Source organism: Mesorhizobium sp. WSM4308 (genome assembly GCF_002294905.1).
Classification (GTDB): domain Bacteria; phylum Pseudomonadota; class Alphaproteobacteria; order Rhizobiales; family Rhizobiaceae; genus Mesorhizobium.
Map to the genome: position 1 here is coordinate 141,426 of NZ_NSFW01000016.1, position 23,562 is coordinate 164,987.

At 62.9% G+C, this 23,562-nt stretch carries 20 protein-coding genes; 17 read left to right on the top strand and 3 right to left on the bottom strand.

Annotated features, from left to right (window positions below; genetic code table 11):
- The first annotated feature begins 81 nt into the window (after positions 1-81).
- From tssA to CK227_RS36375, 17 genes are all read left to right on the top strand, one after another.
- Positions 82-1,257: a type VI secretion system protein TssA gene (gene tssA / locus CK227_RS27020; RefSeq protein WP_095775012.1), complete on the top strand. Its 1,176-nt coding sequence runs from the start codon at positions 82-84 to the stop codon at positions 1,255-1,257.
- A 5-nt stretch (positions 1,258-1,262) separates the two neighbouring features.
- Positions 1,263-1,799 (top strand): type VI secretion system contractile sheath small subunit, encoded by a 537-nt coding sequence (gene tssB / locus CK227_RS27025; protein WP_019859789.1) that lies wholly within the window; start codon positions 1,263-1,265, stop codon positions 1,797-1,799.
- A gap of 3 nt (positions 1,800-1,802) precedes the next feature.
- A complete protein-coding gene (gene tssC / locus CK227_RS27030; protein ID WP_095775013.1) occupies positions 1,803-3,308 on the top strand; it encodes a type VI secretion system contractile sheath large subunit in 1,506 nt (501 codons plus the stop codon).
- Between the two features lie 83 nt (positions 3,309-3,391).
- Positions 3,392-3,841 carry an Hcp family type VI secretion system effector gene (locus CK227_RS27035; RefSeq protein WP_027047140.1) on the top strand — a complete coding sequence of 150 codons (450 nt, stop codon included), beginning with the start codon at positions 3,392-3,394 and terminating at the stop codon, positions 3,839-3,841.
- The gene (tssE, locus tag CK227_RS27040; RefSeq protein WP_095775014.1) at positions 3,828-4,580 is read left to right on the top strand and encodes a type VI secretion system baseplate subunit TssE; all 753 of its coding nucleotides are present in this window, start codon (positions 3,828-3,830) and stop codon (positions 4,578-4,580) included. The genes CK227_RS27035 and tssE overlap by 14 nt, the downstream gene beginning before the upstream one ends.
- A gap of 1 nt (position 4,581) precedes the next feature.
- Entirely contained in the window at positions 4,582-6,456 is a 1,875-nt protein-coding gene (gene tssF / locus CK227_RS27045) for a type VI secretion system baseplate subunit TssF (RefSeq protein ID WP_095775015.1), read from the top strand.
- Positions 6,420-7,487, top strand: coding sequence for a type VI secretion system baseplate subunit TssG (gene tssG, locus CK227_RS27050; RefSeq protein WP_095775016.1), 1,068 nt, complete (start codon positions 6,420-6,422; stop codon positions 7,485-7,487). Before tssF ends, tssG begins: the two co-directional genes overlap by 37 nt.
- Positions 7,484-8,944 carry a type VI secretion system-associated FHA domain protein TagH gene (gene tagH, locus CK227_RS27055; RefSeq protein ID WP_095775017.1) on the top strand — a complete coding sequence of 487 codons (1,461 nt, stop codon included), beginning with the start codon at positions 7,484-7,486 and terminating at the stop codon, positions 8,942-8,944. The genes tssG and tagH overlap by 4 nt, the downstream gene beginning before the upstream one ends.
- Before the next feature lie 3 nt (positions 8,945-8,947).
- Entirely contained in the window at positions 8,948-9,400 is a 453-nt protein-coding gene (gene tssJ / locus CK227_RS27060) for a type VI secretion system lipoprotein TssJ (RefSeq protein ID WP_019859795.1), read from the top strand.
- 40 nt (positions 9,401-9,440) lie between these two features.
- Positions 9,441-10,775, top strand: a complete 1,335-nt coding sequence (gene tssK / locus CK227_RS27065) for a type VI secretion system baseplate subunit TssK (protein ID WP_095775018.1) — start codon at positions 9,441-9,443, stop codon at positions 10,773-10,775.
- A gap of 4 nt (positions 10,776-10,779) precedes the next feature.
- Entirely contained in the window at positions 10,780-12,108 is a 1,329-nt protein-coding gene (gene tssL, locus CK227_RS27070) for a type VI secretion system protein TssL, long form (RefSeq protein ID WP_095775019.1), read from the top strand.
- Position 12,109: 1 nt separating this feature from the next.
- On the top strand, positions 12,110-15,652 hold the full coding sequence (gene tssM, locus CK227_RS27075) for a type VI secretion system membrane subunit TssM (protein WP_095775020.1): 3,543 nt from the start codon (positions 12,110-12,112) through the stop codon (positions 15,650-15,652).
- Complete coding sequence (tagF, locus tag CK227_RS27080) at positions 15,634-16,176, top strand: type VI secretion system-associated protein TagF (RefSeq protein WP_095775021.1); 543 nt, start codon at positions 15,634-15,636, stop codon at positions 16,174-16,176. The genes tssM and tagF overlap by 19 nt, the downstream gene beginning before the upstream one ends.
- Positions 16,176-17,279, top strand: a complete 1,104-nt coding sequence (locus tag CK227_RS27085; RefSeq protein ID WP_095775022.1) for a DUF2169 domain-containing protein — start codon at positions 16,176-16,178, stop codon at positions 17,277-17,279. The genes tagF and CK227_RS27085 overlap by 1 nt, the downstream gene beginning before the upstream one ends.
- Positions 17,276-18,298 carry a beta-ketoacyl synthase N-terminal-like domain-containing protein gene (locus CK227_RS27090; RefSeq protein ID WP_095775023.1) on the top strand — a complete coding sequence of 341 codons (1,023 nt, stop codon included), beginning with the start codon at positions 17,276-17,278 and terminating at the stop codon, positions 18,296-18,298. The genes CK227_RS27085 and CK227_RS27090 overlap by 4 nt, the downstream gene beginning before the upstream one ends.
- Complete coding sequence (locus CK227_RS37855) at positions 18,298-19,287, top strand: DUF4150 domain-containing protein (protein ID WP_280951248.1); 990 nt, start codon at positions 18,298-18,300, stop codon at positions 19,285-19,287. The genes CK227_RS27090 and CK227_RS37855 overlap by 1 nt, the downstream gene beginning before the upstream one ends.
- Positions 19,278-20,318 (top strand): hypothetical protein, encoded by a 1,041-nt coding sequence (locus CK227_RS36375; RefSeq protein ID WP_143750536.1) that lies wholly within the window; start codon positions 19,278-19,280, stop codon positions 20,316-20,318. Before CK227_RS37855 ends, CK227_RS36375 begins: the two co-directional genes overlap by 10 nt.
- Position 20,319: 1 nt before the next feature.
- Here CK227_RS36375 and CK227_RS27105 read toward each other — a convergent pair whose 3' ends face one another.
- The 3 genes from CK227_RS27105 to tssI are packed head-to-tail and all read right to left on the bottom strand — an operon-like array spanning position 20,320 to position 23,432.
- A complete protein-coding gene (locus tag CK227_RS27105) occupies positions 20,320-20,673 on the bottom strand; it encodes a hypothetical protein (protein ID WP_095775025.1) in 354 nt (117 codons plus the stop codon).
- Entirely contained in the window at positions 20,670-21,095 is a 426-nt protein-coding gene (locus CK227_RS27110; protein ID WP_095775026.1) for a DUF6484 domain-containing protein, read from the bottom strand. The genes CK227_RS27105 and CK227_RS27110 overlap by 4 nt, the downstream gene beginning before the upstream one ends.
- A 9-nt stretch (positions 21,096-21,104) precedes the next feature.
- The gene (gene tssI, locus CK227_RS27115) at positions 21,105-23,432 is read right to left on the bottom strand and encodes a type VI secretion system tip protein VgrG (RefSeq protein WP_095775027.1); all 2,328 of its coding nucleotides are present in this window, start codon (positions 23,430-23,432) and stop codon (positions 21,105-21,107) included.
- Positions 23,433-23,562: the final 130 nt, after the last annotated feature.

Genomic DNA, 23,562 nt, shown 5'->3' on the forward strand with positions numbered 1-23,562 from the left:
AGGAAGTGCTCAATTGTCGTGGCATGGGACCGATGATAACGTTGCGTCACAGGGGTCACAGGGCCTTTGCTGGGGGTAGGTGTGATTGATCTCGCACTCTGGCTGAATCCTCTGGACGGTGCGAACCCGTCGGGAGAGGATTTACGCAACGACCCGGCTTTTCATGAGCTGGAGCGGCTCACGGAAGCCCAGCTCAAGGTCGTCCACGACGGTGGCAACAAGGCTTCGCAGTCAACCAGCGCCGTCGACTGGGCGGCCGTCCTCGAAAAATCGGAAGAATTGCAGTCGCGCGGCCGGGATTTGCGCCTTCTGGTCATCGTCACGCGCGCGCTGGCCAATGAAGAGAAGCTCGCCGGCCTCGCCCAGGGGCTGACCCTGATCGCAAGGACTTTCGACCAGTACTGGGATACGATGCATCCGGCTTTGCGGACGGGTGCCACGCCCCGCGACGCGGCGCTGCGACGCATCAATGCGCTGCTTGACCTCCAGAACGGCCAGGAAGGCCTGCTGGCGAACCTCAGGCAGACCGTCTTCTTCTCACCGCGCGCCATCGGGCCGATCAGCGGGCGAGACCTGGAACAGGCAGCGCTCGACGAGCGCGTCATGCTCCAGGAAGCTGCCTCGGGCCTCGGAACCGCCGAAAAGGCAGCGCTGACGGCCGCCCACAACCAGCTGCTGAACCGGGTGCGCACAGGATGCGCGGCGCAGATCGATCAGGCCGCGGACACTGTCACGACACTTTTGGCCGATGCGCGCGCCGCGATTTCGGCGCTGGAGGCGGTGGATACCGCGCTCAATGCCCGCATCGACGGCAATGGCGCGGCCGTTCCGGATCTGAAGAAGTTCCTGCAGCGCCTGCTGACGACGCTGGAGCGGAATTCCAGCGCCGGCGCCATGGCCAACGGTGCGGCAAAGCCTGCTCCGCAGCCGGCCCAACCGGCATCGACGCCCACCCAAAACGGTCATGGAGCCGAAACGATGGCAAGTGTGGCAAGCTCCGTGGACGCCAGCGCCGGCCTGCCTGACCGGATCAACTCGCGCGACGACGTCGTCAAATGCCTCGATCTCGTGGTCGCCTTCTACGACCGCACCGAACCGTCCAGCCCTATCCCGCACCTCGCCCGGCGCGTGCGCAGGATGGTGCACATGGATTTCGTGGAACTGATGGAAGATCTCGCCCCGTCGGGGCTGAAGGAATTCCGGCTGCTTGCCGGTGTCGCCGATCCCAAGAAGCCGGCCCAGAAGGATGAAAGGTAACCAGTATGCCAGCAGAGAGCAAAGCCAAGGTCATCGAAAGAAACCGCGCCCCGCGCGTGCAGATCGCCTACGACGTCGAAACCTACGGCAGCCCCACGACGATCGAGTTGCCGTTCGTCATGGCTGTCATGGCCGACCTTTCCGGCGCCTCGCAGACCAAGGAAGCGTCGAAGTCGGTTCTGGACCGCAATTTCGTCGAAACCGACGCCAATCGCTTCCCCAAATTCATGGAAGCGATGGGACCGCGCGTGAAGGCGCGTGTGAAGAACACGTTGCCGCAAGCCGAAGGCGCCGAGCGGGACGAGGAACTGGCGATCGATCTCACCTTTTCCAAAATGGGTGATTTCGCGCCGGACAAGATCGCCGAGCAGGTGCCGCAACTGGCCGAGATCCTCAAGATGCGGCGTCAACTCGAGGAACTGCTGGGCTTCATGGATGGCCGTGTCGACGCCGAAAAGCGCATCGCGCAGCTTCTGAACAACGAGCCGCTGCTGAGCAAGATCGCCGGCCAGGCGATTTCTGACGGCAAGGGCGAGGAGTAAGTCATGGCCGAACAGCAAAAGACCGCAGCCGCTACCGCCGAGGCCGAAGCCATCGATCTTGGCGAATTCAGCGGCCTCCTTGAAAAGGATTTCAAGGTCAAGAAGGACGACAGCGAGAAACTGCAGCAGTTGGTGCGCAACCTGGCGCTGGCCGCTCAGTCCCGTTCCGAGACGACGACCATCTCGTCCAACGCGATCAGGTCGATCAAGTCGCTGATCGCGGGCATCGACAAGATGCTGACGACGCAGGTCAACGAGATCCTGCATGCCCCGGAAGTGCGGGAGATGGAAGGCACATGGCGAGGCCTTTGGTACCTCATCAACAACACCGAGACGGACACCAAGCTGAAGATCCGGGTGATGAACATCTCCAAGGAGCAGTTGGGCGACACGCTGGAAGACTATGAAGGCCAGATGTGGGACCAGAGCCCGATCTTCAAGAAAGTCTACACGGACGAGTATTCGATGCTGGGCGGCGAGCCGATCGGCTGCATCATCGGTGCCTACGAATTCTCCAACCATCCGCGCGACGTCGGCCTGCTGCGCAACATTTCTGGTGTCTGTGCCTCGGCGCACACGCCATTCATCGCGGCCGCGTCGCCGCGGCTGTTCCGCATGGACAGCTGGCAGGAACTGCCGAACCCGCAAGACCTGCAGATGATCGTGAACAACCCGTCCTATGCCTCATGGCAGTCGCTGCGCGAGAGCGAGGACGCCCGCTATATCGGGCTTACCATGCCGCGCGTGCTGGCACGCCTGCCCTACGGCTCGGAAACCGTTCCGGTGAAGGGCTTCACCTTCGAGGAGGAGGTGGGCGGCGACCACAACAAATATGTCTGGATGAACGCCGCCTTCCCGATGGGCGTCAACATCAACCGCAGCCACAAGCTCTATGGCTGGGGAACGCAGATCCGCGGCGTCGAGAATGGCGGCACGGTGCTCAATTTGCCGGTGCACGCCTTCCCGACGGACGACGGTTCGATCGCAATGAAATGCCCGACCGAGGTCGCCATCGACGACCGGCGCGAGGCGGAATTGGCGAAGCTTGGCCTGATGCCGATCCTGCACCGCAAGAACACCGATCTCGCAGCCTTCATCGGCGCGCACTCGCTCCAGGATGACGAGACGCGCGCCGGGCGCCTCGTCGACCCCGACGCCCAGTCGAACGAAAGGCTGAGCGCCAACCTGCCCTACCTGTTCCCGGTGTCGCGTTTCGCGCATTACCTCAAGGCGATCGCGCGCGACAAGATCGGATCGTTCAAGGAACGCACCGATATGGAGATCTGGTTGACCGAATGGATCAACCGGTACGTGCTGGCCAATCCGGCCTTCGCCGACGACAAGGCACGGGCCAAGCGTCCGCTTGCCGCTGCCGAGGTTCAAGTCGACAGCGTCGAAGGCCGGCCCGGTTACTACAATGCCCGTTTCTATCTGCGTCCGCACTACCAGCTGGAAGGCATCAACGCCTCTCTCCGGCTGGTATCGGAACTGCCGTCAGTGAAGGGCTGAAGTCGCAGCGAAGTCATCTTGTTTCGTTTGAAAAGCGGTGGAGAAAGACAATGCCGACCACAGAGAGAAGCGAGGCTCCTTCAATGAAGATCGATGGTTTTTTGAAAGTTCCGGACATCAAGGGCCCGAGCAAGCGCGACGGCCATGAAGACGAGATCGAAGTGCATGGCGTCGATTACAAGATGATAGCGCCCTACGACCCGAATTCGCTTTCGCGACGCGGCCGTGTGTCGATGGGAATGATCAAATTCATCAAGCACTACGACAAGTCGTCGCCATATCTGAAGAAGGCGCTGTTCGAGAACAAGGCGCTCGACGAGGTGGTGTTCTCGGCACGCCGCACCATTGACGGCGAGACCAGCGACTATCTGGTCGTGACGCTCACCGACGCCTCGGTCATGGAGTACGACATGCGGCAGGCCGCCGACGAGGCCGATCTTATCGAGGAAGAAGTCAGCTTCGCCTACAAGAAGATCAAGTTCGTCTACGACAAGGACGACGAGATCGAAATGGACGTCTATGTCGGCAAGTGAGGCCAAGCGGCCTGGCGCGAAGCCGCAGTTTGCCGGCAGTTCGCGGGCAAAGCGCGAGGCGGTCCAGCCTTCGCTCTGGGACCGCCTCGTCAACGACTTGCCTGGTGTGGCGTCGGAGATCGACGGGCTGCGCCGTCTTCTGGATGAAGAACTCGGCGCCGAGCGCGTCGAGGCTCTTCTTGCCGGCAGCGCACGCGGCATCGATACCGAAGCCGAACTGACGCCAGAGCAGAGGCGGCGCCTGCACCGGCTGGTCTTCCAGGCCGAACATCGCGCCGAGATCGAAAGCCGCGGTGTGGTGGTTTCGGCACGCGTGCTGAAAGAGGCCGTGCGGCGCGACATCGAGGCCCTGTTCAACACCGAGCGCTTCGAATCCGTACCGATGCTCTCCGATGCCGAACACGAACAGCCCCTGGACGAACTGCCGTCGCTCGCCGACTTTCCCGAGGTGCGCCGCAGCGTGGTCAATTATGGCGTGCCGTCCTTTTCCGGCCGCTCTTCGCGGGATTTCGACCGCGATGCGCTGGCGCGCGAAATCCGCGCGGTGCTTGCCACCTTCGAGCCGCGCCTGAAGGAGAGCGCCACGACCGTCAACGTCACGCTCGGAGACAAGACCGTCGGCCTCAAGATCGAGATCGACGCGGTGCTGATCATGGCCCCGACACCGGAGCGCATGCGGCTGCGCACCACGATCAATCTCGACAACGGCCTGGCACGAACCGAATTCCGGGAGACCTGAGATGGATCGGGTCTTCGTGGAGTACTACGAAGAAGAACTGACCCATATCCGGGCGTTGGCCGCGGAATTCGCCGACATGCATCCGGCGGTCGCCCGTAATCTTTCCCTCGACACGGTCCCCTGCCCCGACCCTTATGTGGAACGGCTGCTCGACGGCGTGGCCTTCCTGGCCGCGCGCACCCGCCTCAAGGTCGACGCGGAGCGCTCGCGCTTCTCGCGCGCCGTGCTCGATGTGCTTTACCCGGATCTGGTGACGCCGGCGCCGGCGACGGCGATGGCCGTGCTGAAACCCGGCCAGCAGGTGCAGTCGATGATTGCCGGCCACGCCGTCGCGCGCGGCACACGATTGGTCTCCGGCCTCAATCCAGGGCTTTCGACACGTTCGACCTTCACGACCGCGCAGGAGGTCACGCTGTGGCCGATCGCGATCACCTCGGTCGGTTATTTCCAGGATCGCAGCGCGCTCGCGGCTGCCGGAATCGCGCCGATCGGCGACGCGCGCGGCGAGGCGGCGTTTCGCGTCACCCTCTCCCGGACGGGAAAGGGCAAGCTCAGCGAACTGTCGCTTGACCGTCTCGACCTCTATTTCGCCGGGCGTGCCAGGGCACCCTTGCTTTTCGATGCAATCTTCGGCGCTTGCTCGGCTCTCGGCGCGCGGGCGGAAGGCAAGACCAATCCGCTGACGGCGCTGCCCGAGCCCGAAATGATCGGCATCCGCGACGACGAAGCGCTGATGCCGCGCACCCGTCCGACCTTCGAGGGATACCGGCTGCTGCGCGAATATTTCATGATCCCGGAGCGCTTCCATTATGTGCGGGTCGCCGGCCTCCAGCCGGTGGTGCGCAAGTGCGATGCGGGGATCGAGATCATCTTCCTGTTCCGGCGTCCGGTGCCCGAGCTCGCCGATGTGACGGTTGCCGACTTCGAATTGTTCGTGACACCGGTCATCAATCTCTTCGAACGCGAATGCAACGTCATCGAGATCGATCCGCGCAAAACGCGTCAGGTGCTGCACGCCGACCGCACACGGGCGCGGGATTTCGAGATCTTCCGGGTGACCCGGGTCGAGGACGCCGACGCGGAGAGCGGCGAGGCTACAATTCCCGAATTGTTCAGCCTGGGCCAGAACCGCGGCAGCGGCTGGGTCTATTCGACGGAGCGACGTCCGCGCCGGGCCACCGAAGACGAGCGGCGCGAGGGCCTGACCCGCACCTCCTACACGGGCGACGATGTCTTTATCGCCGTCTCGCGGCCGGCAGGAAGCTCGCCAAACCGGCCACTGAAGCGTCTCGACATCACGGCGCTGTGCACCAACCGCGACCTGCCGATCCTGGACGACACGCCGACGCTGACGCTGGAGACGGCCGATCCGGTCGAAGCGGTGCGCTTGCTCGGAGCGCTGCGGGCGCCGCAGCCGGCAATCCCGGCGTCGCTCCCGGCCAGCGCGGCAGGCGAATCCCGTGCCGACAATCTCGCCTGGCGGCTGGTGGCGCAGCTCTCTCTCAACTTCCTCAGCCTTGCCCAGGAAGGCCGCGGCGTCGATCCGCTGCATGCCTTGCTCGACCTTTATGCCGATCGCGGCGATCCCAGCCTTGCCCGCAACGTGCATTCGATCGTGCGCATCGATTCACGCCCGGTGATCGAGCGGCTCCAGATCGACGGGCCAATGTGTTTCGGACGCGGCACCGAAGTGACACTGCATGTCGACCAGTCCGTGCTGGCGGGGCAAAGTTCGCTGCTGCTTTCGGCCCTGCTTTCGCGGCTGTTCGCCCGCCATGCAGGGATAAACGGATTTGTGCGGACCCGTACCCGGTTGCTGCAGAAGCAGGAGGATGTGCCATGGCCGATGACGCCCGGCAATCGCTACCTGATCTAGCGGAGCCGGCAACGGTAGCGACCGAACCGTTGCTGGAGAGCTTCGACTTTTTCGAGTTGCTGCGGCGCCTGGAGCAGCGCGGTGGATTGTTCGGCCAATCCGGAACGGCCGACCGCGAGCCGGCGAGACTTGGCCAGCATGTGCGCCTGAGCTTCTCGGCTCGCGACGTCGTCAAGCTCCAGGACGTCGGGGACAAGGCCCACGCCCGGGTGACCGTCGCCAATCTCGGGCTGCTTGGACCGGAAGGACCGATGCCATTGCATCTGACACGCTGGGTGCTCGACCGGCTGTCGCAGCGCTGGTTCACCGGGGCCGATGCCGAGCAGACCAGCGACACGACCTTCGTCGATTTCGTCAACATCCTGCAGCACCGCATGATGGCCCTTTACTATCGCGCCTGGGCCGACGCGCATCCGGCGGTGCAGGTCGAACGGTCAGTCGGCGGGCGGGTTCGCGCCATGCTGGAGGCAATGTCCGGGATCGGCTTCCCCGGCACGCAGGATCCCGAACTCGACACTGTTCGACTGCGGCAGGCTGGATCGCTCGCCAACCAGATCGACGGCGCGGAGCGGCTGACGCTGTTTCTCGCCACCGCCTTCAAGGTGCAGGTGCAGATCAAGGAATTCGTCGCCGCTTGGATCACCATACCGGAGGCACTGCAGACGCGTCTCGGCAAGGCCCATGCCGGGCTTGGACGTGGCGCGACGATCGGGCCGCGGGTCTTCAGCCGCCAAAGCAGGATCGAATTGCGCATCGGTCCGTTGAGCCTCGACGACTTCAGGTCGTTCCTGCCCGGCGAACGGCGCCTTGGCCTGTTCAGGAAGGCGGTGCGCGACATGATCGGCGAGACGCTCGACGTCGATTTGCGCATCGTGCTCGCACGCGACGCCGTGCCGTCGCCACGGGTCGGCACCGTCCAGCTTGGCCGGACGGCCTGGCTGGCGCGTCCCGCCGAAAAGGGTGACGCCGACGATCTCAGATTGCACACCATCGTCGGCTGGCGGCCGGAAATGGCGGAGGCGGCCGCATGAGCCTGCTGCTGACGCTGGAACAAGGCCCGCGCTCGCAAGTGGTCAGGCAGACCCGGCTGGATGAGGGCGAATTGGTGATCGGGCGCAGCGCCGACGCCGGCTGGCAGATCGACGACCCGGACATGTTCGTCTCGCGCGCGCATTGCAAGATCAGCGGCGATCGGGATGGCTATTTGGTTACCGACACGTCGAGCAGCGGATTGTTCGTCGATGACTCCGACAGGCCCCTGGGTCCTGGCAGGTCGATGCGGCTGCAGGACGGCATGCGGCTGCGCATGGGCGACTATATCTTCCACGTGGAGGTTCAATCCAAAGCGAACCGGACGTCGGTCGGCCCGGCCCCTGTCACCGGCCATCCCGCGCCTGCATGGTCATCGCCGGGAGCGCGAACGCCTGCCAGCATCGGCGGCGACGACTTCTTCTCGGCCAAGGTCGAGGAAGAACCGCGCCCGCCACGCCCGGCGGACTTGCCGAACCCGTTCGAGCAGCCCGTTCCGGGGGCTTATGACCGCCCATCGATCCAGCGCAGTTCGCCTGCCTTCGACGACCCGTTCAGCCTCGACCCGGTGGCGACATCGCAATCCAGCGATGCCGCTGCTCCAGGTCAGCCGGATCCGTTCGGGTTCGGCGAAATGCCTTCGCGCAACGATGCGTCCGGGCATGCGGCAAAGCCGGCAAGCTTCGATGACGATTTCAGCTTTGGGCCGGCCGCGACCCCGCCTCTGGCTAACGGCGCAGACCCGGCAGGACGTGTGCAGCATCAGGCTGAAAAGCCGCGCGCCGGGCATCCCTGGGATGTACCGGTGCAAGCAGCCGAGCCACCGCCGCCGCGACGCGCCGTTCCAGCGCCCAAGCCGGCGCGCCCGGCGCAGCCCGCATCCGGCGATATGGCACTTCGTGCCGCATTCTTGCGCGGCATGGGCGTCGAGGAGGCCGATTTTCCCGGCCGCGACCCGATCGCCGAAATGGAAAAATTCGGACGTGAATACCGGCTGATGCTGGATGGCTTGATGCAACTCCTGCGCAAGCGCGCCGAGGAGAAGGGAAGCGCGCGCGTCGCCCAGACGGTGGTCGGCGCTTCCGAGGTCAACCCGCTTAAATTCCTGCCGACGGCCGAGGATGTCATCGTCACCATCATCTCGGAACGCAGTCCGGGCTTTCTCTCCGGCGAGGCGGCGATCGACGATGCGGTAAGGGACCTTGCACAGCATCACATACGCGCCTGGCGCGGCGTTCAGGCCGCGCTTCGGCGCATGATCGACCGTTTCGATCCGGCCGCGATCGAGGAAGAGCTCAAGTCCAATTCCGCCATCGGCAATCTGCTCTCCGGCGGACGTAACGCCAAGCTGTGGGAGCTCTACCAGAAACGCCATCGCGACATCGCCCAGAGCGCGGAATCGAGTTTCCTGGGCGAGATCGGCGCGGACTTCAGGGACGCATATGAAGAGGAGGAGTAGGACATGATCGACAGACGCGAATTCGTCGTTGCCCTCGGCGCGACGGGGCTGCTTGCGGCTTGCCAGAGCGGCCCGCCGAAACCATCGGTTATCTCGGTCAACGTGACCGGAGGCGCCGGCATGAATCCAGGACCGGGCGGCGGCGACAGGCCGGTGACGGTACTGGTGATGCGGCTTGCCAGCACCGGCAAGTTCAACTCGGCCGACTATTTCGCGCTGCAGGGCGATGCCAGCTCGGCGCTCGGCGCCGACCTCATCGGCTCCGACACAATCTCGGTCGCGCCAGGCAAGACGGCGGCCAAGACCATCACGGTCGAGCCGAACGCCACGGCACTCGGCTTCGTGGCGCTGATCCGCGAGCCGGGCGGACGCAACTGGCGCACGACCAAGTCGGTATCGCCAGGGTCGAAATTCACCGTCAATGTCAGCCTCGGCAAGGGCGGCATTTCCGCCTAGCGACAGGGGCCACGGATGGTTGTGCGCAGAAAGTAATGGCATGAGCGATGCAAACAGGGTGCTGTGGTCGGAGGGCCTGTTTCTCAGGACCCAGCACTTCCAGCAGCAGGATCGGTTCTTCGAGGGCATGGTGCGCGGCGCACTGCAGGCCGGTCAGCTCCATACTTTCGGCTTCCAGCAACTGACCCTAGACCAGTCGCTGCTCGACGCCGGCCAGGTCTCGATCGTGTCCGCCCGGGGTATTTTCCCGGACGGCACGCCTTTCTCCATCCCGGAACTGATGGATGCGCCGAAGCCGCTGCCGGTCACTGCGGACACCGGCGCCGGTCCGGTGCTGGTGGCACTGCCGCTCGAGCCGCCCGGTGGCGTCGGATTCGATCCGGCGCATGCGGCTTCGACGGGCGCGCGCTACCGCGGCAAGATCGTTTCGGTGCGCGACGCCGTCCAGAGCGGCGCCGATCCGGAAGAGATCGAGGTCGCCCGGCCGCAAGCCGCCCTGCTTGCACCCGGCAAATCGGTCGGCGGTTATACCGCCTTGCCGATCGCCGACATAAAGGGTGTGCGCGCCGACGGCGGCATCTCGCTCGATGAGACGTTCCTGCCGCCGACGTTGATCACCGGCGCGGTCCACTGGTACCGGCAATTGCTGCAGGAAGTGGTCACCGGCCTCGACCAGATCGCCGAAGCGCATGGCAAGATGGTGATGGGCGGCGCCGGCCGTAGCGTCGAAGACCTTTTGATGCTGCACCTCGCCAATGCCGCTCGCCCGCGGCTCGCCCACATGCTGGCGCAGGATGTCTTTCACCCGGCCGAACTCTATCTCGAACTGGCCGGACTGGCCGGCGAGATGGCAACCTACGGCTCGAGCTCGCGGCGGCTCGGCGAATTGCCGGCCTACGACCACATGGCGCCCGGCCCCGCCTATATGGCGCTGGCCGACGCCCTGCGCTCGCTCATCCTCAGCCTGCGCTACATCGAGCCGAAATCACGCGCGCTGCCGGTCATGCGGCACGCGACCAATGTCTGGAAAGTGCGCATCGACAATCCGAAGCTGTTGGTCGCCAGCCGCATTGTCATCCGCGTCGGATCGGAACTGTCGGAAGACGCGCTGCGCAAGATCTTCGTCAACCAGGCGACGGTCGGCGCCGCCGATCAGTTCGAAGGCCTTTGGAAGTCGCGCCTGCCGGGTATTCCGCTGAAGCCGCTTCATTCGCAGCCACGCGAGATTCCCTATGATGGCGACCGGCTGTGCCTGGAGCTTGACCAGAAGAGCGAGCATTGGGCCTCGTTGCTCGACGCCCCCGGCTTCGTCATCGGCGTTTCCGGTGTCCTGCCGAGCGAGCCGCAGGTCGACTGCTACTCAGTGAACAGGTGAGGCCATGAGCCGGGATGATCCTTTCGGACTGTCGGAGGATCGCGAACGCACACGCATCAGGCTGGCGGGCGCCGCGCCGCGGCCGATGGCGCCGCTGGCACCGGGCGCGCCGGTCAAAAGGGCGCGCGCCCATCCCAACACGCTCATCAATATCTTCGCGCCGTTGCTCGAATTCGCGCCGGAGCTCGAAAGCGCGCTGGCGCCGGAGAGCCCGGAAGCGATGCGCACGCGCCTGCTCGACGAGTTGGTTCAGGCGCGCGACGCCGCGATGGCAGCAGGCTCCTCGCTGGAGCGCGCCGACCAGGCGGCCTGGGCGGTGGCGGCGTTGCTCGACGACCTGGCGCTGAACACGCCGTGGGGCGGCGCCAGCGCCTGGCCGCGCCAGCCGCTGGTGGTCATGCTGCGTGGCGATGTCGATGCCGGCACCCAGTTTTTCACCCGCCTTGACGAGTTGGAGCGCCATCCCAACCGCGACCGCGAGATGCTTGAGCTTCAGTATTACTGCCTGGCGCTCGGCTTCCGCGGCAAGTACCGGGTGCCCGGCCGCGCCGGCGACCGTTCGCTCAATGCCGTGCGTGTGGCAGCCGCGCGGTTCCTGCGCAATGCCGACGCCGAGGACGCGCCGCTGTCGCCGAACTGGAAAGGCGTGATCGCTTCCGACGAGCCGCAGCGCTTCATCGTTCCGATCTGGGTGATGGCACTTGCCGCGGTCGTCGTCGCCGCCGTCGTTTATATCGGTCTGTCGACGGGCTTGAGCAGCCAGGCGGTCGAACTCTCCGCCCTCGTGCGCACGCTGCCGCCGGCCTCACGCGCGGACGTTGCCCGCGCCGCGCCCAAGCAGGATGCGCCCGCACCTGAACCGCCACAGCCGGTCGATTTCGCGCTGCTGCCCGCGTTCAAGGTGGAAGCGCCGACGAGCCTCAAGGGCGCGCTCAGCGGCACCGAAAGCGTCTCGCTGGCCAAGCTGATCATCCAGTCGTCCAACCCCGAACTCTTCCAGTCTTCGCGGCCGACACTGTCGCAAGGCTATGAGCCGCTGATCCAGTCGATCGCCAAGGTGATCCTCGCCAATCAGGAGCTCATCGGAAACATCACGATCGTCGGCCATACCGACAATGTGCGCCTGCAACGGTCCAATCCGCTCGCCAGCAACCAGCGGCTCTCGGAGGCACGTGCCCAAACCATAGCGGACCTCCTGGTGCAGGCTGGCGTGCCACAGGAGCGCATCCATTCCGAAGGCCGCGCCGACTCCGATCCGGTGGCCGACAACTCGACGCGCGAGGGCCGCGCGCTTAACCGGCGCGTCGAGGTCCTGGTCGAGAAGAGGCTCTGAGATGTTCATCCTGCGCTTCTTCTGGGCGGTCATCACCTCGCGCTTTCTCTGGACGCTGATCGGCATTGCGCTGCTTTCGCTTTTAATCTGGGTGTTCGGCCCGATCGTCCAGGTCGGCCCGTACACGCCATTCGAATCCGACAATGTGCGCATCGCCATCATCGCGGGCCTGATCATCCTGTGGCTGGTCTGGCTGATCATCGCGCAACGGCGCGCGATCCGCGCCAACCGCATGTTCGTCGCCGAGATCGCGGCACCCGTGACTGAAAAGCAGCTTACCCCCGGCGAGGAGAGCGTTGCAGCCGTCGGCGCGAAGTTCGGCGAGGTGATGGCCGAGCTCAAGCGTCGCAAGCTCGGCGGACGGAAGTTCCTGCGCGAGATGCCATGGTATGTGATCGTCGGGCCTCCGGCCACCGGCAAGACCACGGCATTGCGCCAGTCGGGCCTCAATTTTCCAATCGATCTGACCGATGATCTGCAGGGTGTCGGCGGCACGCGCAACTGCGACTGGTTTTTCTCCGAGAACGCGGTGCTGATCGACACTGCGGGCCGCTACGTCCAGCAGGAGAGCCAGCCGGACGTCGACGCCGCGGAATGGCTGGGCTTCCTGGACCTTCTGAAGAAGCACCGCGGTCGCCGCGCACTCAACGGCGTCATCGTCGCGCTGTCGATCGATGTGCTCTCGGAAGGCGACGAGGCGATCAAGGCGCACGGCCGCAAGATCCGCCGCCGACTGGCCGAGCTCAACGATCGGCTGGAGATTCGTCTGCCCGTCTACCTGATGCTGACGAAGGCCGACCTGATCAAAGGGTTCGAAGCCTTCTTCGGCGGCTTGTCGACGAGCGCGCGCGAGCAGGTGTGGGGAACCACCTTTGCGCTGGATGCCCGCGTCAACGCCGGCATGATCCAGACGGAGCTGGCCAGGCTTGGCAGCGAGCTGGAGCGAAGGCTGGTGCCGCGCCTTGAAGACGAAGACAAGCTTGGCTCGCGCGCCGAGATCTTTCGCTTTCCGGCGCAGTTGGCGAGCCTCTCCGGGCCGATCCAGGTGCTGATCGAGGCGATGTTCGGAGAAAGCCGCTACGAGGAAGCCGCGTGGCTGCGCGGCCTTTATCTGACATCGGCGACACAGGAAGGAGCCCCCATCGACCGCCTGACCGCGGCGTTGTCATCGTCCTTCGGGTTGCCGCCGCGCCGCGCCATGCCGGCGGCGCGCGTCGAGAAGCGCAGCTTCTTCCTCAGGAACCTTCTCACCGAAGTGATCTTCAAGGAGGCCGGCCTTGGAACATTCGATCCGCTGGCGCAGCGCCGCCGCGCCTGGATCTGGCGCGGGGCCGCCGCCGCCTGTGCGCTCGCGGCCCTGCTGGCCGGCGGAGTGTTCACCTGGTCCTACCTCGACAACCGCAATGCGATCACCGAACAGGCCGGCCAGTTCGAAGCCCTGCAAGGGCCGCTCACCCAGGTCGCCGCCACGCCGGCCGCGGTCGAGCAGCCGACCATGGATGGCGCGCTGGCGGCGATGGACGCGGTGGCGACCGCCCGAACGCCGCCACCAGACGCCGTCCATAACCTGCTCGGCCCGACCGCTTCGCCGGAGCTGGTGCGCGCGCAGACCGATACCTACGACCATGCGCTGCGCAACGTGCTCGAGCCGCATATGGTCGCCCTGCTCGAGGCCACGATGTGGCGGCAAATCCGCGATCCGGATTTCATGCTCGGCGCGCTGAAGACCTACCGGATGATGACCGGCCTGTCGCAGATGGACACCGATTTCGTCCAGAACTGGTGGGTGAACAGCCTGCCGCAATTCGCACCGGCTCCGCCTTTCCCCACGGCCGACGCCGAAGAGCACCAAATTGCCGCCATCCGCCGCATGGCCGTCGACGACAGCTACATCGCCCCGGACAAGGCTCTGGTCGCGGAGGCGCTGAAGACTGTATGCACGATCTCGCTGCCGCAGCGCGCCTACAAGCAGCTCCTGGCCGATCCGGAAGTAGCCGCCGTCAAGGAATGGGTGCCGGCCAATTTCGCCGGGCCGAACGGCGCCAAAGTGTTCGCGCGCCGCTCCGACAAGACGTTGCGCGTCGGTGTTCCCGGGCCTTACACCTATGCGGGTTTCCACGACGCGATCCTCGACCGGGTCGAGGATGTGGCGGGACAGGCGGCCCTCGATCGCGCGGTGTTTGCCGGCGGCTGCTCGGAGAATTCGGAGACGTCGGTCTCGGCGCTCTCGCAGGACATCCTGAAGCTCTACTACGACGACTATATCGCCCAGTGGGACTCTTTCCTGCGTGACATGCGGCTTGCGCCGCTTACCGATCTCAACATCGCCAGTGAGAACCTTAAGGATCTTTCCAGCGCCGACTCCGCGCTGAAGCGCCTGTTGACGGCAGTGGTGCAGGAGACCGACCTCACCCGCTCCGACGACGCGCCGGCCGACGACAAAAGTGGCGCTGCCGCCAAGACCGGCTCCAAGCTGCTCAGCAAACTCGGCAAGCTGGGCAAGGTGGTGACCTCGGGCGCCAAGCTCCTGCCGCGCGCCGGCTCCGCCAACCAGGTGGACATGACCGGCAGCTTGGTTGCCGAGCATTTCAAGCCGCTCAAAGGCACCATCGCCCAGGTCGACGGCCAGCCGCCAGCGCTCGACGCCGCCGTCGTGGCGCTGACGGCGCTGTCGAATGTGTTGCAGACGGTGACCGCCAATCCCAACCCGCAGGATGCGATCAAGAAGCAGGGCGGCCTCGCCGAACTCACAGGCGCGGTCGCAAGGCAGGCGCAGATCCTGCCTTCGCCGATCAACGAGTGGCTGGGCGGCATTGCCGGCGACACCAGCGGCCTGTCGCAGAAGGCCGTAACCAACGAGCTCAACGCCATCTGGCGGGCCGACATACTGCCGTTCTGCCAGGCGGCGCTCAACAACCGCTATCCGTTCAGCCCGGACAGCGCGGTCGATGTCAATGTGCGCGATTTTCAACGTCTGTTCGGGCCGACCGGCCTGATCGATGCCTTCACCACCGACCATCTGATCAACTATGTCGACACCGCCAGCGAGCCGTGGAAATGGCGTGCCGATTTTGGCCTCGACCCGGCGGCGCTGGCAGCGTTCGAGCAGGCGAGGCATATCCGCGACGATCTGTTTCCGGGCGGCACCGGCCCGGTGATGAACTTCACGCTGGAGCCCAAGGACCTCTCCCCCAACGTGGCGCGTGTCACGCTCAACCTCGATGGCCAGAACCTCGTCTACTACAACAACGCCACCAGGCCGCAACCGATGACGTGGCCCGGCAAGGATGGCACCGGGGTGATCTCCCTCGCTTTCCAGCCGGTCGACGGCTCGCCCGAAGTGATGCTCAACGAGACCGGCAGCTGGGCGTGGCTCAGAATGCTGCGCGGCGGCCGCTTCGCCGCGACCAAGCTCACCGACGTCTACAGCCTGCGGCTCGGGACGAAGGGGATGTGGGCCGATTTCGAACTCAAAGCCGCCAGCGTCGAGAACCCCTACACGCTCGAAATGTTCAAGAAGTTCACATGTCCGCCGCAGATCTGATCATGCCCGGCTTCTATGGCAAGATGCCCGCCACCGGCGATTTCGTGACCCGGCGGCTGCCGGCGGATTTCGTGCGTGGATGGGACCGCTGGCTGGCGCAGCATATCGTGCCGCTGTTCGGGCTGGAAACCTGGCCGCAGCACATTGCGCTGCGTTTCCTTAGCGGGCCTGGTTCCTTCGGCGCCGCGGCCGGCATTGTACTGCAAAGCGCCGACAGGGTCGGCAGGCAATTTCCGCTGAGCATCGTCGCGCGTCTTGATGAAGCACCGCTGAAGCTTGCCTATGCCGATGCCTGGTTCGAAAATATCGAAAAAGCTGCCTTCGCCGCGCAACGGGGCGAGATGACGCCGGACGAACTCGACGCGGCGCTGGCCGCCCTGCCCGTTCCGGTCGTCGATGGCGAGGGCGATGTCATCGACGATCTCGTCATGTGGTCGGCGCATACGGATATTTTCGATGTCGACCAGCTGGCGCCGCGGCCGGTGCTGGAGCAGATCGCCGCCAGCCACATGGAGGCGAGCTGATGCAGATCTGGAACCAGATGGGCTATCCGCATCAGTTCACCATGGGCATGGACAAGGCCGGCCATGAATGGATCGTGGTCGTGGTCAAGGGTACTTTCGATTTTCCGACGAAGCCTGGCGGGCTGGTGCAGAAATCGGCCGAACAGGTTCCGCTGGTCATGGCCGACACGCAAACCGGCGTGCCCGGCTATTCGGCGACGTTGTGGGAGACGGATTTCGCCTTCCGCAAGCCGCGCTGCGACGTGATCGCCAATGGCTGTGCCTACGCGCCGGGCGGGCGTCCGGCCGAGCGCGTACCGGTCGGCATCAAGGTTGGCAACTGGTCAAAGTTGTTCGAGGTCGTCGGCCACCGCGAATGGCGCGCCATCGGCCCGCTCTTTACCGCCACGTCGCCGCAACCCTTCCTGAAACTGCCTATCTCCTATGATGTTGCCTGGGGTGGCGTCGACAGGCTGGATCCAGAGGACAAGCTTCCCGCCAGCTATAAATACAACCCGGTCGGAACCGGCTGGTCGCGGACCAAGAACCAGCGTCTAGTCCCAGGCCTGCGGCTGCCGAACACGCAGGCGGTCGGCGAGGAAGTGCGCTCACCCTTTGGCGACTACAGGCCGATGAGCTTCGGGCCGATGGGCCGCGGCTGGCCGGGACGCATCGAATATGGCGGCACCTACGACCAGAACTGGATCGACAATATTTTTCCGTTCCTGCCGCCGGATTTCGATGAACGCTATTTCCAGATGGCGCCGCCTGACCAGCAGATCGACCATCCGCGCGGCGGCGAGGACGTGCAGTTGATAAATTTGACGCCGGCAGGCAAGGAAAGCTTCCGCATGCCAACGACAGCGTTGCCGCTGACGCTGTTCAAAGGTCGCGAAAAAGCGTTCGAGGGCGAGCTTCTGCCAGATACGTTGTTGTTCGATCCGGAGAAGCGGCGGTTTTCACTGGTCTGGCGGGTATCGCAACGGATCCAGCGCACGATCCTCGATTTCAACGAATGCTGGGTCGGGCCACCTACGCGCGGAATGGAGCGCGCCAGGACAACGGGCAAAGTATATGTTCGCGGCTTCAATGCGCCGCCAAGAGATGAGGCCGACGCGGCATGAGCGCCAGTCTCGACATCGTCTCAGTTGGAATGGTCACCGCTGTTGGACTTGACGCACCGTCGAGCTGTGCCGCAATGCGGGCGAGATTGGACGGATTTCGCGAGACGAGATTCGTCGGCCCTGGCGGAGACTGGTTGATCGGCGCTCCAGTGCCGCTGCCGCGGAATTGGGTTGGCGAGAAGCGCCTAGAGCACCTGGCGGCCGGCGCGATCAGCGAAGCTTTCGCAAGTGGTGAAGCGGCGAGGGATCAGACGGCACTGCTGTTGTGCCTTGCTGAGGAGGGTCGCATTGGCTCGCCGGTGCGCGACAGCTCGCGATTTATGCGCGCAATTGCAAAAATTCTGGAGTTCGAGCCGCATATCGCGTCACGCATTATTACGCACGGCCGGCCGTCTGGACACGTCGCTTTGGATCACGCGCGTAAGCTGATCGCGTCAGGCGCTGTTTCGAATGTCATGATCGTAGGGGTGGACAGCTACCTCTCGACATTGGCAGTAGGCCATCACCTACGACAAAATCGCCTGCTGACTGCCGACAATGCCAACGGATTTATTCCTGGCGAGGCGGCCGCAGCAGTGCTTTGCGCTCGCAGCTCGAACGGTAGCCTTTCCCTCTTCGGTCTCGGACTCGCACGTGATCCTGCGCCAATCAACAACCCGCGTGATCTGCCATTGCGCGGGGACGGCATGGCCTCAGCCTACCGCTTGGCCTTGGATGAAACCGGCATTGGACTAAACCGCGTCGGCTACCGGATTGCTGACCTCATCGGCGAGCAATACTGGTTCAAGCAAACTACCCTTGCGAGCTTGCGCCTGGAGCGCGACGCCACAGGCTTTCAAGATCTCTGGAGCCCCGCCGAGTCTCTTGGCAACGTCGGTGCGGCCGTGGTCCCGCTCATGATCGGAATGGCGTACTTTGCGGCGCGCAAGGGCTATGCGGCTGGCAACCCCGTGTTGATCGAGGCATCGGGAGATGACGGAGCCTGTGGGGCTGCCATCGTCTCCGCGAGGGCTGCCTGATGTCAAACGTCTTTGCGAATGGGCTAGAGATCTCTGGCAAGGCCGTCCAAGCACAAACCATTGCTGCGTTTCCCGATGTGTGCTTCACGCCACCTCAGACGCCGGCGACGCCGCCAGGGGTGCCGATCCCCTATCCATCCTTCGGAATAGCATCCGACACCGAAAATGGCACTGGCAAAGTCCTCATCGGCGGCAAGACGGTGAACATCAAGAATAAATCTGATATTTCGCGGACCAGCGGAACAGAAGCCGGATGTGCGCCGAAAAAGGGAATCGTCACATCGAAGAATACAGGCAAGAAGTATTTCAACTCTTGGTCCAACAACGTCAAGTTCGAGGGCGAGCCGGTCATACGCTTCACCGATCTCGCAACGCACAACCACGCGTCGCCCGGTGGCCAAACTCCTCCTTGGCCGGAGATGGTCGCGGCGGCGCCGCCAAATCCCGACGGGACGAAGTGCATAGTTGGTGAGTATTCCTCGGATGCGGCGAAAGACTGTGCCAAAAACACAGACGCCGATGGTAATAAATACCAGTTCCACCACATTGTGCCCGATCGCACTTTCCGAACCGGTCGCAGAAAGGTCCGGGGGCTGAAGAATCCACGCGACTCACGAATGCCTGGCGCGCCCTCACACGGTGAAGGCATGTGCATCTGTCTTCCTCCTGATAACCACGTTGGATCGTCCAAAAGCACGGAGACCGCAGTTCACAAAGCCATGGACAGCAAGTTGACCGCTTTGGGCAAACAGGCGAGCACTAGAGCCAACCCAAGCGGAGTCGCCAAGATGAGCGACGTGAGAATTGACTGCTTGAAAGCGCTGAAGAAGCTCGTCCCCGACGTTATCACTGCGGAATGCTTCAAAGCTGCCACGAAGGCGGTGATGGAACAGACCGAACCGCATAAGGACAGGCTTGTGCGAGCAGAAAAGAGCCTGAACAATCTCAGTCCGACGGCGAGAGGAGTGTTGAATAAGCCATGGCCATAGAAATTCCTAAAGGCCCCGCTTCTCTGCGCGGCGGAGTTCTTACCACGTCGGGCACGTTTTACCTTCTATGCGACCACGAAGACGCCGAGGATGATGAGCTCGTAGTCGTGGGGGGCCGCCGTGACGGAAACCGTATCCCGCTGACGGGACTGACCGATCTCGAGGAAATCGTATCGCTCATTCCCCTGTCGGGCGTTTGGGCCGGTAGCGCCGAGGCGGCGGCAATGACTGCCGAGGGAACCGTTTTCTTTCTAACTCCGGCTGCGGCAACTCCAGATCCTATCCCCGGCGCTGGCTATAATCGAGCAGGCGCGCTGGACCTTGGCCGGATGACGACCCTTGTCCAGGCAGGTGATTATCTGTTTGCATTTGGTTTCGGCGGGCAGGTCTATCGGCGTACCCCAACGGAGAATTGGCAAAACCTGAATGTACCCTCCGAGGCAAGTGAGCCGGGATACGACCCATGCTTTTATGCAGTCGTTCTCGGGAAGAACGAGTTTTGCTTTGGTGGGACCGATATTTCTCGAGATGAAACAACCCCGGAGATGGAAGCAGCGAACAATGCCGGCGACGCTGATCTGCTTGCCGACCTCCTGCTGGCAGATGTTCGGCCGGATCGCACGACGCTGCGCATCTATGACGGACGCTGGCGTACGCTCGATTTCGACTATTCCGGTGCCGTCATCGAGATCCTGCCCGCTCCTGGTCGAACCTGGTACGTTTTCTCAAGTACGGGTGTGGTTTGGCGCACGACGGATTTCCTCGCCTTTGATGAAGTTGTTGCCCTCCCTGGCCGACGATATTTCTTCGACGTCAAGGCACGCGACAACGATGTGTTGCTCTTGCTGGGCAGTGGCCTCAACCTCCTGCAGGGCGGGGAAATCGTGCCTTTCGACCCTCCGCTGCCGTCCATCGAGTCAGCCTACGTGAGCATCTCCCCAACAGTTGGCGCAATCGCGGCAATGTTCGAGAGCGGCGTCATGTTTTTCGATGGCAGCCGGTGGGCGCGGCTTTATCCTATCTTCGAATAATTCAAGGCTCTTGTTTTTCGACATGGGCGGCAAGGAAAGCTCGCACCTTTGCTAGGTCGAGATCAGACACTCGCGTCCTTGTCGCCGATGGCTCCAACATTCGAAGCACAAACAGTTCCCCCGCTTCTGGGAATTCCGAATAGCGCTCCTTGGCGATGCGCAAGCCATCCGCCCGCGCCACTCGCAGCCCGTCGAGATGCGCTTCCAACCGTTCGATTAGTCGGGCAATGCGCACTTCGTCCATCTCGGGATTCTCCTCCGGATGTAGAAGTGCATCGTCATATACAATCCACAGAAAGGCCGCCATTTCCGCGTGTTGGCGCACTATCTCGGGAATGACGGGCGCCGGGATCAATTAAGGTTCACCGATCCACCACGAATTCGGTTCGTGGCACTAGCATGGCTCGTGACATAAGTTCCGCGGATGGTGATGTGCCCATCCTTCTCCAGGATTATCGTCGCTTTTCCGCATCTAAGTTCAACGCGATCTTCACCGCTGATGCGGGTATATTTGCCGTCGGCAATCACATGAGTGGGTCGCGTTCCCTTGGTTGGATCGACAATACGCCCAACAATTAAAGGGCGTGTGGCTTCGCCGCTTTCGAACAACAGTGCGACCTCAGCGCCGATCATATCCGAAGTAAGCTCAATAAGACTGCGAGCCCGGATGCCGTGATCTTTAGGATTCCCCACAAAAACCACCAATGGTGCGCTGGCGTCGAATCCTAAAAATATACCAATTACTACACCGTCAATACGCTTCAAAATGTCAGACATCTTATCACCTCAATTTTGCAGTATTTTACTGCCTTTCATTGTAATATCGCTTGACGCCTCCGCGCTTATCTTTCCAGATGCGTCAATCGAAATATTCTTTCCTTTTATTCCAATTGTTCCATCTTTTTTTAGAATAATCGAAGCTGCCCCACATTTAATCGTAATCGATTCTTTGGCCTCGATCGTCAGATTTTTTCCTACTATAATACCGCTGTCTTCTCCAACCTGTACAAGGCTGCCCTTTCCAATCTTCTGCTCATGTGCACCGTTAATCTGAGTTGCATCGTCTTCGCCAATCTTCGTGGATCGTTTTTTTCCGATTTCCGTCGACTGACCGCCACCAATCTTTATTCCTTGATCCGCCCCGATCTGAACGCTTTGGCCTGCACCAATCTCCCAACTGTCTGATACTGCGATTGTATGGCTCTGGCTAATGCCGACCGTGACAGTGCGGGCGGCGCCGATCGTGTTGGTCTGAACGCCACCCACAGTTCGGGTCTCGGCGGCGCCGACCGTGTCGATGCGTGCTGCGCCCACCGTGATGGTCTGGACGATCCCCACCGTCTGGGAATGATTGGCGTCGATGTTCTCCGTCGAGTTCGACACAACATGGATGGTCTCGTTGGCCTTGACCGTCAGCGAACGGTTGGCGCCCACCGTCTCGGTGTCGTTCGACCCGATGTTCGTCGTCTGGTCGACGCCGATCTTGACCGTCTTGTTGTTGCCGACGTCTTCATCGAGGTTATGGCCGACGGAGTGCTTGGCGTCATGGTCGATGCGGTCGGACTGGTCGTGCTGTACCGTCTTGTTGCGGTCGTGCTTGATCAGCAGATGATGGTCCTTCTGCGCCTGGAAATTGACCAGTTCGGAACCGGCCTTGTCCTCGAACATCAGCTCGTTGTAACCGCCGCCGCCTTTCGAGGAATTGGACTTCCAGCCCGATTGCGTGGCGTTGCCCGGCAGCGCGTAAGGCGGCATCTCGGAGGCATTGTAGACGCGGCCGGTGATGATCGGCAGGTCCGGATCGCCCTCGATGAAATCGACGATGACCTCCTGGCCGATGCGCGGGATCTGGATGAAGCCCCAGCCGCTGCCGGCCCAGGTCTGAGACACGCGCACGAAACAGGACGAGTTCTGGTCCTTCTTGCCGAGGCGGTCCCAGTGGAATTGCACCTTCACCCGCGCGTATTTGTCGGTGAATATCTCCTCGCCCGAAGGGCCGACCACCGTTGCCGTCTGCGGGCCGCGCATGATCGGTCTGGGCGTGATGCGCGGCGGCCGATAGGGCAATTTCGTCGGCGCTACGCCCAGCACCACCTTGAAATTCTCGATGTGGGCTTCGTTCTGGGTCCGGTAGCCCGGATCGAACAGGCGGTATTCGGCGCTCACAACCAGATATTCCTTGTTCTGGTCGTCGCGCGGAAAGCTTTCGAGCGTGAACTTGCAGCCGGAAAATAGGCCACGCACCGTAGCGACGGCGGTGTTGCGATGATGCACTGCCTGAAGTTCCTCGCGGCGGATTCCGGCGATCGTGTCGCCGCGCCCGACATCGAGATGCGCTCCGGGCTGGCGGTAGTTTTCGCCCGAAGCCTCCTTGTGGCTGAAGGGCTGGGCGGACTTCGCCATCAGATCGGCGCCGGGCTTCTCGAAGTCATAGTCCGTATGGGCATAGGCGCCTGGCCGCACCGCACTGCCCGGGATCCATTCGGTGATGTATTCGACGTCGCGTCGCGAGCCATAGCCCTCGAAATTATAAAGCACCTTCTCGTAGCCTGGAGCCGGCTTCAGCTTGCTCATCGCATCGCACAGCACGAGCGTGTGCTTGTCCTCATCATGCTCGAAGAAATAGAAAATGCCTTCGTGCTCGAACAACCGCTGCACGAAATCGAGATCACTCTCGTCATACTGGACACAGTATTCACGCGATGGGTAGGAGCCCTGCAGCCGCTTCTCGAATTTTGCGATGCCGTATTTCGAAAAGATCTTTTCGACGATCTCCACAGCGGTCATGTTCTGGAAAATGCGGCAATCGGTGGTGTTGCCGAGGAACCAGAGCCACGGCCTGACGGTGGCCTCGTAATAGGCCAGCCGATCCTCTATGCGCGTAAGCTTGAAATCCGACACCAGGCCGCTGAACCAACGCTTTGGATCGGATTCACCTTCGACCGAAACGACGCCGCCCAGCATCTTCAGCGGATCGACGTCGCGGCTCTTGCTGACGAACCCGACGGTATAGGCAAAACTTCGGCTGATCTCGTCACGACCGACGAGATGGGTGAAGGTCAGCACATCGGCGCCAACCGGCGTGTGTACTACCGTGGCACGTTCGTTCGGCATGGGGCGTGCCCCTCCTCGACGCGGCCGCCAGTGTGATGGATTGAAGCCCCCGCTCCGTAAACTGCATCACGCTCGGGAGGTTTTCGAATTCACCGCATCGGACCGAAGCAAGCCTAGCATATGTTTGATG